The following is an 11961-nucleotide window of genomic DNA, read 5'->3' on the forward strand; positions in this document are numbered from 1 at the left end:
TTCCTTCCTTGTTTCGGGGCTGACATCTTTATGAACGATAATAATAAGAAACAGCCCCTTCGCCGGTCCAGCTGGCTCACCGGCCTCGCGATCGGCGCGCTGATGCTGCCCGCGGCGGCGCAGGCCGAAACGCTGCAGGGTGCGCTGGCCAAGGCCTATGAAAACAACCCGACACTGACCGGCGCGCGCGCGGGGCAGCGCGCGAATGACGAGAATGTCCCGATCCAGAAGAGCTTCGGTCTTCCTGAGGTCAACACCCGCGCCGATTACGAAGAAAATATCATCGTCCCGGGCAACAGCTTCAACTCGCCGATGCGGTCGGTCACGGGGTCGGGCCAATTGTCGGTGCCGATCTATCAGGGCGGCGCAGTCCGCAACGCCGTGCGCGCCGCCAAATTTCGCGTCGAAGCCGGGCAGGCCGACCTTCGCGCGACCGAAGCGAGCATTTTCTCGCAAACGGTCGGCGCCTATATGGACGTCATCCGCGACCAGGCGATCGTCCAGCTAAACCAGAAGAACGTCTCAGTTCTGCGCACCAACCTGCAGGCGACGAGCGACCGCTTCGAGATCGGGGACCTGACGCGCACCGACGTCGCCCAGTCGGAGGCGCGGCTTGCGCTCGCCGAAGGCGATTTGCGCAACGCCGAAGCCAATCTGATTGGCAGCCGCGAATCCTATATCCGCCTTGTCGGCGACGCCCCGACCGACCTTCAGGCGCCCCCGACGCTGCCGAACCTGCCCGCGAGCGCCGAGGAAGCGGTGGCGATCGCGCTGAACAGCAATCCCGACATCGAATCGGCGAATCAGCTGGTCAACGCCTCGAAAGCCGATATCGGCGCCGCCAAGGCCTCGCGCGCGCCGAAACTGTCCGCGACGCTCAGCGGCAACTACAATAATTACCTCGGCTCGCTGAACAGCGGCGTCATCGGTGTTGGCGTGACACAGGAAACCTCCGCCGCGGCGGCGGGCGTGTCGGTGACGCTGCCGATCTTCACCGGCGGCCGCCGCTCGGCGCAGGTGCGACAGGCGCAGTCGCGCGGCAGCCAGGCTATCGAACAATATGTTGAAACCGAACGCGGCGTGATCGCGCAAACGCGCGGCGCCTATGCCGCGTGGCAGGCGAACGAACGGATCATCGCCGCGACGCAGCAAGCGGTGAGCGCCAACGCGCTCTCGCTCGAGGGTGTACGCGCTGAAAACAGCGTCGGCACACGGTCGATCCTCGACATTTTGAACGCCGAACAGGAATATCTGAACACGCAGGTCCAGCTCGTGTCGGCGCAGCGCAACAGCTATGTCGCCGCCTTCTCGGTCCTCGCCGCGATGGGCAAGGCCGAAGCGCGCGACCTCGGCATCGGGGGCGGCGCGCTCTACGATCCCGAAGTCAATTACAGGCGCGTGCGCGGCGAGATCTGGGATTGGGCCGACGATCCGGCGCCGCAGCAGGTCGCGACCGACACGCGCGCCGTCCCGGCAGCGACAGCCAGCGTTCCCGTGGGTCCGCCCTCGCTGACGCCACAATAAAGCTTGGCAAGACGCGCCCCCAATCGGTAAGAAGACGGTTAACCATCCGGTAATCGCGATGGTTTAGGGGGCTTGGTTATGGGCGATATGTCGCGGGAACCTTCGATGGAAGATATCTTGTCGTCGATTCGGCGCGTGATCGCTCGTGACGAGGCGCCGGGTTCGGCACGCGAGATCCGCGTCCCCGAAGCCGACGATATTCTCGACCTTCAGGATGAAGAAGACCGGGCCGATGTTGCGCCCGCGGCCGGGGAGCTCGTTTCCGAAGCCAGCGCCGATGCCGCGCGCCAGTCGCTCGAAGCGCTGACCGCTGCGGTGGCGCCTGCGGTCGCCGCTGCAACCGTTGCAGCCCCGGCGGTCGCCGGCCGCACGATGGAGGATGTCGTCCTCGACGCGCTGCGCCCGATGCTCAAGGACTGGCTCGACGCCAACCTGCCCGCGCTGGTCGAGGCGATGGTCGCTAAGGAAATCAGCCGCATTACCGGCAAGCGGCTCTAACTAGCCAGCCCAATCTTCCAGCAAGTAACGCGCGATCGCCAACGGCGGCGGCGCCATGAAGGGCGCGCCCATGTCGCCCGCGAGCGCGGCGCGCACCTCTGCCCTGTCGACCCACATCGCCGCCTCGATCTCGGTCGTGTCGAGCGTCAGCGCCGGATCCTTCGCGATCGCGCGGCACCCGATCATCAGCGATGAGGGGAAAGGCCAGGGCTGGCTTGCGACATAGGTGACGTCCGAAACGCGGATGCCCGCTTCCTCGAACAATTCGCGCGCGACCGCTTCCTCGAGCGATTCGCCGGGCTCGACAAACCCCGCGAGCGCCGAGAAGAATCCGGGCGGAAACCCGCCCTGCCGCCCGACGAGTACGCGCCCCTCGCATTCGGCGAGCATGATCACGACGGGGTCGACGCGCGGGAAATGCTCGGCGTTGCAGCTTCCACAGCGCCGCCCCCACCCGCCGCGAAACAGGTCGGTCGGCGATCCGCACACCGCGCAGAAACTGTGCCGGGCGTGCCAGTCGAGCAAGCTGCGCGCACCGCCGTAAAGCGCCGCCTCTTCGCCCGACAGCAAGGGCAGCAGCCGCATCACGGTGCGCGACCGCGCATCGATGCGCGCGCCCGCGGCGGCCTCGCGGACGAAATGCGGGATCCCCGCGTCGTCGATCCCGAGCAGCATCAGCGCCCGCTCGTCGGCGGGGTCGAGCGGCTCCCACAAGAGACCGCCGCCGCCGCCCGGAACGAAGTCGATGCCGTCGAGCACGAGACAGCGCGCCCGCGGATCCGCTGCCGCCACGGCGAACGCCGCCTCGTTGGTGCGAAGCTGATCGGCGCGGTCGAGCCACGCCCCGGTGAAACCGAGCGGCAAAGGCATCAGCGGGTCACATCCTTGAAGAAAGTCTCGCCGAACTTGCCCTGGAACGACACCGCGTCGGGCGGCATGATCTGCGTATAGCCGCCGACGCGATAGCCGAGCCCCCGGTGGACGAAACCGATCGTCCCGGCCGCCCCCGCCCAGCCGAAAATCCCCTCGCCCCCCGGCGAGGTCGGCAGCGACACGCGGCCGCCCGCGCCAAAGCCCTGCCCGTCGATGAAGCTCCCCTTGCGGTCGACGCTTTCGGCGATGAGGTTCGACATCGCGAGCCGCGCGGTCTCGCGCTTCATTACGCGTTTCCCGCCCGTTTCGCCCTCACCCAGCAGCATCGCGAGGAAGCGGTCGTAATCGCGTGCGCTCGACACGAGCCCGCCGCCGCCGAACGGATAGGGCGGCGGGTCGAGATAGATCGAACTCGCCGCGGGATCGAAGGGGATCAGCGCGCCGCCGAAGGGCGCATAATTGCTGGTGAAGCGCCCCACATCCTTCGCGGCCACCATGAAACCCGTGCTCGCCATACCGAGCGGATCGAACAATCGCGCTTTCAGAAAGGCGTCGAACGGCTGGCCCGATACGACCTCGATCAGCCGCCCCATCAGGTCGAGGCTGATCGAATAGCTCCATTTCGTCCCCGGTTCATAGACGAGCGGCAGCGCCGCGAGCCGGTCGGCCATGACGGCAAGGCTCGGCGCGGGGGTCACCGGCGCGAAGCCCGGGATCGGCAGACGGCTCGCCTGCCCGCCGGTGATGCCATTGTCGTCATAGGCCTTTTTGATCGGCCCCTTCTGGATGATATTATAGCCGAGCCCCGCGGTGTGCGTGAGCAGCTGACGCACCGTGATCGGGCCTTTTGCCGGGCGTACATCGGTGATCGATCCATCCGGCGTGTTCTGCACCTTCATATTCGCAAAGGCGGGCAGGAAATCGGCGATCGGCTGGTCGAGCGTCATCTTGCCGTCCTCGATCAGCAGCATCGCGGCGATGCCGGTAACGGGCTTGGTCATCGAATAGAGGCGCCACAAAGTATCAGGACCGACGGGCGTAGACGAATCGTTCGATTGCACCCCCGCGCCGAAAAAGACCGCGGCGTCCTGCCCCTTGCCGATCGCGGCAAGCGTACCCGCAAGTTCGCGGCGGTCGACAAAGCCTCTGATGAACGCGTTAGTCGCAGGATAGAGCGCGGCGCCGTCGACCTTCCACGCCAGCGCGGCGCGCGGCAGCAGCACCCCCGCACCCGCCAGCGCCATTCCACCCATCAGCGCGCGGCGCGACACCATCATGTTCATGCGTCTCTCTCCAGCATCTTGTCGGTCAGCTTGCGATAGAGCGTTGGCAGCCCCGCCGCGTCAAGGTCCGCGATCGGCCACCATCCGCCTTCCGTTGCGGCATCCCGGGCTTCCGGGGGACCTTCGGGGGGTGCCTCGCGCCGCACCAATGTCAGCGTGAGGTCGAAATGGGTGAAACCATGATCGACGCTGACGATTCCCGACTCGGACGATCGCGCGTCGGTCCAGTCGCCGCCGGGCAGCGCGCGCATGCCGCCGAGCATGCCCTTGCCCGGCCGGCGGACGAGCCAGATCTGCGCATCGCGCTCGATCCAGTGCGCCAGCCCATGCCGATGCGGCTTCGCCTTCTTCGGCGGCTTCACCGGCAGGCGCTCGATATCCGCCCGCCCGCGCGCGCGGCAGTCGGCCATCAGCGGGCAGATCGCGCATGCCGGGCCGCGCGGCGTGCAGATGGTCGCGCCAAGGTCCATCAGCGCCTGCGCAAAATCGCCCGGCCGTTCCGCCGGAACGAGCGGCGCGAGCGCGACGCGGATCTCGCGCTTCGCCATCGGCAGCGGGGTTTCGATCAGGCGGTGGCGCGCGATCACGCGCTCGATATTGGCGTCGATGACCACCGCGGCGCGTCCGAAGGCGATCGCGGCGACCGACGCCGCGGTATAATCGCCGATCCCCGGCAGCGCGCGCAGCGCCGTCTCGCTGTCGGGAAATATCCCGCCATGGTCGCGAACGACCGCGCGCGCGCAGGCGAGCAGATTGCGCGCGCGGGCATAATAGCCAAGCCCCGCCCACGCCGCCATGACATCCGCATCGTCGGCCGCCGCCAGATCGGCGACTGTCGGCCAGCGCCCGGTAAAGCGCGCGAAATAGCGCGCGACCGCGGCGACGGTCGTCTGCTGCAACATGACCTCGGCCAGCCAGATACGATAGGGATCGGGTTGCTGATCGCTCCCCGGCGCGATGCGCCACGGCAGCACCCGCGCCGACCGGTCGTACCAGCCGAGCAGCCGCCCTGCGAAGTCGTCTTCGATGTCGTCGATCATGCTGGAAGTCTGGACGCTCACCCCCCGCCTATGGCATGGCACCCGGCATGACGAAAGACGTAGGCGAGGACGCACCGGCCAAAAAGGCCAAGGCGAAAGGCAAGGCGAAAACCGCCAAGCCACCGGTGCGCGTCTATGAACGCCCGCGCGGCGGCGAAGCGCGCATGGTCTCCGACCTCGTTCCCGAAATCGGCCGCGCCGCCTTTCGCAAATTCGGCTTTGTCCAAAGCTCGGTCGTCAGCCGCTGGCGCGAGATCGTCGGCGACCGCCTCGCCGACGTCACCCAACCCGCGATGATCCGCTTTCCGGCGGGCCAGAAAGCCGGCGGCACGCTACACTTGACGATCAGCGGCGCGCACGCCCCGATGCTCCAGCATGTCGCGCCCGACATCATCGGCGCGGTCAACCGCTTCTTCGGCTACGCCGCCGTCGCCCAGGTCCGCATGACGCACGGCCAGGTCACCCCCGCCGCGCCCGTTCAGCAGCCGGCAATGCTGAAACCCGTACCCGCCGAACTGGGGGACAGCCTGCGCGACATCGGCGACCCGGAACTGCGCACCGTGCTCGAACGCATGGCGGCAGGACTGGCGACGCCGCCCAAGCTTCCCCGTATCAGCTAGGAAAGACGGCCGACGATGTCCGCTTTTGACGACCCGCTTCTCGATCGCCGTGCGGCGGTGCTGGCACTCTCGGGCGCCGCACTCGGCCTGATCGCCGCAACCCCCGCGAAACCAACGCTCTGGTCGCAGACCGTCACGACGACCCCAATCGGCGCCGTCCTCATCGGCAATCCCGCCGCGAAAGTGCGGGTCGTCGAATATTTCAGCTACACCTGCCACGTCTGCGCCGATTTCGCGAAGGCGAGCGCGCTGCCGCTGAAGACGGGCTATGTCGATCGCGGGCTCGTGCTCTTCGAATATCGCAACCTCGTGCGCGACCCCGTCGACATGACCGCGGCGCTGCTCGCGCGCTGCGGCGGGACAAAGGCGTTCGCCGGCAACCATCAGGCGATCTTCAACAATTTCCCCGCACTGATCGCCAGCATCCAGAAGGCGACCGAGGCGCAGAAGAAGAACTGGTTCGAAGGCACCACCGGCGAGCGCGCCCGAAAGATCGCCGCCGGCACGGGGCTCACCGCACTGATGCGCGCGCGCGGCTACACACAGGCGCAGATCGACGCCGCACTCGACAGCGAGGTGGCGCAGGCCGAACTCACCGGCATGACCAACATCGGCCTCAACGCCGACCGCGTCGAAGGCACGCCAAGCTTTTTCGTCAATGGCCGCAATGCCGGGGTCACCGCATGGCCCGCACTCAAATCGAAACTCGACCTTGCGATCAAGGCCGCTTAAAAGCGCCGCATTCCCGTTCTGTGGAGAAAGTAAGAATATGACCGCATCGCTTCGTATCGCCCTTTTGTCTTCGCTCGGCGCGCTCGCCCTCGCCGGTTGCGGCGACGGCGCGACAGACCCCGCCAAGGAACAGTCCGTGGTCGCCAAGGTCGCGCCTCCGGCCGGCAAGACCTGGTCGCAGGTCGTGCGCGTCGACGGCGATGGCGTCGTAATGGGCAATCCCGACGCGCCGATCAAACTCGAGGAATTTGGCGCCTTCACCTGCGGTCACTGTGCGCAGTTCGCCAAGGATTCGCACGAAGAGCTGAAGCGCGACTTCGTCGACACCGGCCGCGTCTCGTACAAGCTGACGCCGTTCATGCTCCACCCCGTCGACGCGATTGCGGGCGCGATCGTCAAATGCACCAGCCCCGATCGCTTCTTCCCGCTCGCCGACGCCACCTTCCTCGAGCATGAGGCGTTCATCGCGGGCGCGTCGAAGCCCCAGCCGGGGATCGAGGAAGCGATGAAGCTGCCCCCCGCGCAGCGCTTTACCGCGCTCGCTAAGGGCTGGGGCATCGATCAATTCTATCAGCAGCGCGGTGTCCCCGCCGCGACGATCCAGCAGTGTCTCGCCAAGGTCGAAAATGTCGAGGCCATCGAAAAGGGCACCAACGCCGGGGTCGAAAAATATCAGATCACCGGCACGCCGACCTTCATCATCAACGGTCAGGTTGTCGAGGGCGTCGCGGCCTGGGGCCTGCTCCGCGACCGCCTCCGTACGATGGGCGCACGCTGACCGAATTTGCCAAGGGGGCAGGGGTTAACCCTACCCCCTTGCGACTCCCCCCGCCGCGCGGCATGACGGCTTCATGGGGGATATGTGACGACAAGGTTGCACCAGCTCCGATTCGATGAGCTGCACGGGAGCGTTCCGTGCAGATAAAGCGGCTGCGCCTGACCGGTTTCAAAAGCTTCGTCGAACCCACTGAACTCCGCATCGAACCCGGGTTGACCGGCGTCGTCGGCCCCAATGGCTGCGGTAAATCCAACCTGCTCGAAGCGATCCGCTGGGTGATGGGCGAATCCAGCCCCAAATCGATGCGCGGCGGCGGGATGGAGGATGTGATCTTCGCCGGCACCTCGACGCGCCCCGCACGCGATTTTGCCGAGGTCGCGCTCCATTGCGACACCGAAGGCGCACTCGTCGCGGGCCTGTCGGACTCGAGCGACGGCGACGATCTGGAAGTGATCCGCCGCATCGAGCGCGGTGCGGGCAGCGCCTATCGCGCCAACGGCCGCGACGTGCGCGCGAAGGACGTCGCGCTGATCTTTGCCGACGCCGCGACCGGCGCGCACAGCCCCGCGCTCGTCAGCCAGGGCAAGATCGCCAACGTCATCGCCGCCAAGCCGACCGACCGCCGCGCGATGCTTGAGGAAGCCGCCGGCATCGCGGGGCTGCATGTGCGCCGCAAGGATGCCGAGCAAAAGCTACGCGCGACCGAAACCAACCTGACCCGCCTCTCCGAAATCGTCACCGATATGGAGGTGCGCGCGAACGCGCTGCGACGGCAGGCACGCGCGGCGGAAAAATACAAGAAACTCTCCGACGACATCCGCATCGCCGAAGGGCGCCTGATCTATGCGCGCTGGCGCGACGCCGCCGCCGCCGCCGATCAGGCGCGCCGCGACGCCGACGCCGCCGAGACGGCGGTCAAGACCGCGCAGGACGAACTCGAAACCATATCGAACGCGCAAACCGAGGTCGCCACCCGCGTCGCCACGGCGCGCAGCGATGCACAGGCGCAGCGGGGCGCACTCGCCGAGGCGACCGCAACGCAGGTGCGCCTGCAAGGCGAGGAACGCGCGGCGCTCCAGCGGCTCGAGGATCTGGCGACGCAGCAACGGCGCATCGCCGACGATCGCGCGCACGAAGGCGAACTCGCGCGCGAAGCCCATGCCGCACTGACCGCGCTCGACACCGAAACGAAATCGCTGGCGCAGAACATCACGGGACACGACGCGGGCAAGGCCGCGCTAGCCGACGCCAGCCTCGCCGCACAAGCACGGCTGCGCGACGCCGAGGTCGCGCTGGCGCAGGCCCGCGCCAAGGCGGCGAGCGAGGCGGCCGACCGCCGTATCGCCGTATCGGCCCGCGACAGCGCCGAAGCCGCTGTACGCCGCATTGCCAATGACAAGGCACGCGTCGACGCCGAGGTTGCCGCGCTCGGCGACAGCGCCGCGCTCGCCGCAACGCATGCCGAAAGCGTGAAATCCGCCGAAGCCGCCGAAGCGGCGATCACCACCGCCGAAAATGCGCTGCAGGAGGCAGAGGCCGATCGCGAGGCGACGGCCGCGGACCTTGCGGGCATCGAGGCGGGCCTCGCCGAAGCACGCACCGCGCTCGCCGCGCTCGAAGGCGAGGCGTCGACACTCGAACGCGCGCTTGCGGCCGCACGTACCGACGAGGATCGCATCCTCGACAAACTGCGCGTAGCGCCGGGTTATGAAGCCGCGCTCGCCGCCGCGCTCGGCGACGATCTTGACGCCGGGACCGACAAGGACGCGGCACGCAGCTGGGGCGGCGCCGACGCGGCGAAAGACGATCCCACCCTGCCCAGCGGCGGGCGCGCGCTCACCGAATTCGTCAAGGCACCTGCCACCCTCGCCCGCCGTCTCGCACAGGTCGCGGTGGCCGACACCGATGCAGGCCAGCCGCTCGCGGTCGGCCAGCGGCTCGTCACCGTCGATGGCATGATGCGCCGCTGGGACGGCTTCATCACGCGCGGCGACGGCGCGACCGCGACCGAACGGCTGCAACGCCAGAACCGCCTCGACGAACTCGCCGCACAGCGCCCGCAGGTCGAACTCGGCGTGCAGGATCTGCGCGACCGGCGCGATGCCGCCGCCGCAAAGGCGTCGGACCTGACCGCCGCCGCCGCCGCGGCGCGCAAGGCGCTGGCGCAGGCCGACGAAGCGCGGCGTAGCGCGCTGCGCGCCGCCGACCAGGCGCAAGCCGCGATCGACCGCCACCGCGATGCCGCCGCGCTGTTCGACCGCCGCCTCGCCGAAATCGCCGAGGCCGCGAGGGACGCCGCCGAGCAGTTCGCGGTGCAGGAAAGCGCGCTCGCCGCGCTGCCAGACGACAGTATCGCGCGCGCCGTACTCGAGGCCGAGGATCATGCGGCGGACCGAGCGCGCATGGCCGCCAATGCCGCGCGCGATGCGCTCGCGGCGCACGAACGCACGCTTGCCAGCCTGAGCGAGCGGCAAGCGGTCGTCAGCGCCGAGATCAAGAGCTGGAAGGCGCGCGCGGGCGAGGCCGCACGGCGCGTGACCGAAATGGACAAGCGCTCAGACGCCTTGGCGGCCGAAGCGGCGAAGCTCGCCGACGTCCCCGCCAAGCTCGCGCAGCAGCGTGCCGCCGCCGAAACGCAGCAGGCCGATCTGCGCGAAAAGGTTGCCGCTGCCGAGGCGCAGGAACGCGCCGCCGAGGCTGCGCTGCGCGAAGCCGAAACCGCGCTGAACGCCATCCGCGAGCGCGTCGCCGCCGCGCGCGAAACGCGCGCCGGCGCGATCGCGCGCTCCGAAAATGCCGAGTTGCGGCGCATCGAGATGGGGCGCCTCTCGGGCGAACGCTTCGAATGCCCGCCGCCGCTACTGCCGCAAAAGGCCGGCTTCGAAAGCGAAACCGTCGGCGACGCCAATGCCGAATCGGCGCAGCACGACCGGCTGGTCGCCGACCGCGAGCGGCTCGGCCCGGTGAACCTCGTCGCCGCCGACGAACTCGCCGAACTCGACGCCGAGCGCGAGAAGAATGCCGCCGAAATCGAGGAACTGACGCAAGCCGTGAACCGCCTCCGCGGCTCGATCGGCAACCTCAATCGCGAAGGCCGTGTCCGCCTGCTCGCCGCGTTCGAGGCGGTGAACGGTCATTTCCAGCGCCTTTTCAGCACCTTGTTCAACGGCGGGCAGGCACATCTCGAACTTGTCGATTCAGACGATCCGCTCGAAGCCGGCCTCGAAATCATGGCGCAGCCCCCCGGCAAGCGCCTCGGCACGCTGACCTTGCTCTCGGGCGGCGAACAGGCCCTGACCGCGGTTGCGCTGATCTTTGGCCTGTTCCTCACCAACCCCGCGCCGATCTGCGTCCTCGACGAGGTCGATGCGCCGCTCGACGACGCCAATATCGAGCGCTTCTGCGACCTGCTCGATCGCATGACGCGCGAGACGAATACGCGCTATCTGATCGTCACGCACAATGCGGTGACGATGGCGCGCATGCACCGCTTGTTCGGGGTGACGATGATCGAGCGCGGCGTGTCGCGCCTCGTGTCGGTCGACCTCGGCGGCGCCGAGGAACTTCTGGCGGCCGAATAGCTTTACGGCGCCATTCCCACCACCAGCATCGCCGCGAACACCAGCAGTCCCGCGAAACGGTTGCTGCGGAACTTCGCCAGCGCATCCTCCCCGTTCACCGGATCGAGCGTGACCACCTGTCCCGTCAGGTGCACCGCCGCGGGCAGCAGCGCGACCAGCACCAGCGGATCGGGCCGCGCCGCCCACAGTGCGCCGCCCCAGCAGGCGAGCGCGAGCGCGTAGCACATCGCGACCCCGCCCTTCACATGACGCCCCATCGCCCGCGCGCTCGACTTCACCCCGATCAGCATATCGTCCTCGATATCCTGCAGCGCATAGATGGTGTCATAGCCGATCACCCAAGCGATACAGCCGGCGTAGAGCAAGGGCAGCGCGGGCCCTTGCGCCCCGCCCACCGCGACCCACGCGACGAGCGCGCCCCAGCTGAACACAAGGCCCAGCCACGCCTGCGGCCACCAGGTGATCCGTTTCATGAAGGGATAACCCGCGACGAGGATCAGACTGGCGAGCGCGACGATCTGCGCCGGGCGCGGCAGCTGGAGCAGCACCGCGAGCCCGACAAGCGACAGCAGCAAGGTCCACAGCAACGCGTTACGTACCGACACTGCGCCGCTCGCGACTGGACGCGACGCCGTCCGCGCCACTTTCGCGTCGAGGTCGCGGTCGACGATGTCGTTATAGACGCAGCCCGCCCCGCGCATCGCGATCGCGCCGATCAGCATCCACAAGAACAAGGGCCAGTGGCTGATCGCGCCGCCGCCGAGCGCGAGCGCCCACGCGCAGGGCCAATAGAGCAGCCACCAGCCGATCGGCCGGTCGAACCGCGCGAGCAGCGCATAGGGCCGCGCCGCGGCGGGAAGCAGGGCGACGAAACCGCGAAGCTGGCTATCGGGAGGATGGGTGGCAGTCATCGATGCGCGGGCGATAGCAGGCGCGGCGCGCGCGATAAACGGCTGATTGGATCTTTACGCGTGGATCGCCAGACATTTGGTCGCCACGCGATCCCAAAATCCGGCCATTTACCAAATTTGA

10 protein-coding genes are annotated in these 11961 nt (G+C 68.0%); 6 read left to right on the forward strand and 4 right to left on the reverse strand.

Annotation, left to right across the window (positions count from 1 at the left end):
* Nucleotides 1–30 precede the first annotated feature (30 nt).
* Nucleotides 31–1524, forward strand: a complete 1494-nt coding sequence (locus tag ASD73_RS12315; RefSeq protein ID WP_056372702.1) for a TolC family outer membrane protein — start codon at nucleotides 31–33, stop codon at nucleotides 1522–1524.
* A gap of 105 nt (nucleotides 1525–1629) precedes the next feature.
* Nucleotides 1630–2022 (forward strand): DUF2497 domain-containing protein, encoded by a 393-nt coding sequence (locus ASD73_RS12320; RefSeq protein WP_056373581.1) that lies wholly within the window; start codon nucleotides 1630–1632, stop codon nucleotides 2020–2022.
* Here the strand turns inward: ASD73_RS12320 and nudC are convergent, their stop codons facing one another.
* Genes nudC through ASD73_RS12335 form a run of 3 tightly spaced genes read right to left on the reverse strand, consistent with a single transcriptional unit; the run spans nucleotide 2023 to nucleotide 5218 of the window.
* The gene (nudC, locus tag ASD73_RS12325; protein WP_056372704.1) at nucleotides 2023–2892 is read right to left on the reverse strand and encodes an NAD(+) diphosphatase; all 870 of its coding nucleotides are present in this window, start codon (nucleotides 2890–2892) and stop codon (nucleotides 2023–2025) included.
* Complete coding sequence (locus tag ASD73_RS12330; RefSeq protein WP_056372706.1) at nucleotides 2892–4178, reverse strand: serine hydrolase domain-containing protein; 1287 nt, start codon at nucleotides 4176–4178, stop codon at nucleotides 2892–2894. Before ASD73_RS12330 ends, nudC begins: the two co-directional genes overlap by 1 nt.
* A complete protein-coding gene (locus ASD73_RS12335) occupies nucleotides 4175–5218 on the reverse strand; it encodes an A/G-specific adenine glycosylase (RefSeq protein WP_056372708.1) in 1044 nt (347 codons plus the stop codon). The genes ASD73_RS12330 and ASD73_RS12335 overlap by 4 nt, the downstream gene beginning before the upstream one ends.
* A gap of 47 nt (nucleotides 5219–5265) precedes the next feature.
* Between ASD73_RS12335 and ASD73_RS12340 the strand changes: the two genes are divergently transcribed.
* The 4 genes from ASD73_RS12340 (at nucleotide 5266) to smc (ending at nucleotide 10929) form a co-directional block, all read left to right on the forward strand.
* Complete coding sequence (locus tag ASD73_RS12340) at nucleotides 5266–5838, forward strand: DUF721 domain-containing protein (protein ID WP_056373583.1); 573 nt, start codon at nucleotides 5266–5268, stop codon at nucleotides 5836–5838.
* Nucleotides 5839–5853: 15 nt separating this feature from the next.
* Nucleotides 5854–6570, forward strand: a complete 717-nt coding sequence (locus ASD73_RS12345) for a thioredoxin domain-containing protein (RefSeq protein WP_056372710.1) — start codon at nucleotides 5854–5856, stop codon at nucleotides 6568–6570.
* A 37-nt stretch (nucleotides 6571–6607) separates the two neighbouring features.
* On the forward strand, nucleotides 6608–7348 hold the full coding sequence (locus tag ASD73_RS12350; RefSeq protein WP_056372712.1) for a DsbA family protein: 741 nt from the start codon (nucleotides 6608–6610) through the stop codon (nucleotides 7346–7348).
* A gap of 137 nt (nucleotides 7349–7485) precedes the next feature.
* Nucleotides 7486–10929, forward strand: a complete 3444-nt coding sequence (smc, locus tag ASD73_RS12355) for a chromosome segregation protein SMC (protein WP_056372714.1) — start codon at nucleotides 7486–7488, stop codon at nucleotides 10927–10929.
* A 2-nt stretch (nucleotides 10930–10931) separates the two neighbouring features.
* Here smc and ubiA read toward each other — a convergent pair whose 3' ends face one another.
* Entirely contained in the window at nucleotides 10932–11840 is a 909-nt protein-coding gene (gene ubiA, locus ASD73_RS12360; protein ID WP_056372716.1) for a 4-hydroxybenzoate octaprenyltransferase, read from the reverse strand.
* Nucleotides 11841–11961 lie beyond the last annotated feature (121 nt).

It is taken from the genome of Sphingopyxis sp. Root154 (genome assembly GCF_001427105.1).
In the GTDB taxonomy this organism is placed as follows: domain Bacteria; phylum Pseudomonadota; class Alphaproteobacteria; order Sphingomonadales; family Sphingomonadaceae; genus Sphingopyxis.

Coding starts and splice junctions, on each gene's coding strand:
- ubiA (WP_056372716.1), bottom strand. CDS start 11,840: ATGACTGCCACCCATCCTCCCGATAGCCAGCTTCGCGGTTTCGTCGCC.
- ASD73_RS12340 (WP_056373583.1), top strand. CDS start 5,266: ATGACGAAAGACGTAGGCGAGGACGCACCGGCCAAAAAGGCCAAGGCG.
- ASD73_RS12330 (WP_056372706.1), bottom strand. CDS start 4,178: ATGAACATGATGGTGTCGCGCCGCGCGCTGATGGGTGGAATGGCGCTG.
- ASD73_RS12345 (WP_056372710.1), top strand. CDS start 5,854: ATGTCCGCTTTTGACGACCCGCTTCTCGATCGCCGTGCGGCGGTGCTG.
- nudC (WP_056372704.1), bottom strand. CDS start 2,892: ATGCCTTTGCCGCTCGGTTTCACCGGGGCGTGGCTCGACCGCGCCGAT.
- ASD73_RS12315 (WP_056372702.1), top strand. CDS start 31: ATGAACGATAATAATAAGAAACAGCCCCTTCGCCGGTCCAGCTGGCTC.
- ASD73_RS12335 (WP_056372708.1), bottom strand. CDS start 5,218: ATGATCGACGACATCGAAGACGACTTCGCAGGGCGGCTGCTCGGCTGG.
- ASD73_RS12350 (WP_056372712.1), top strand. CDS start 6,608: ATGACCGCATCGCTTCGTATCGCCCTTTTGTCTTCGCTCGGCGCGCTC.
- ASD73_RS12320 (WP_056373581.1), top strand. CDS start 1,630: ATGGAAGATATCTTGTCGTCGATTCGGCGCGTGATCGCTCGTGACGAG.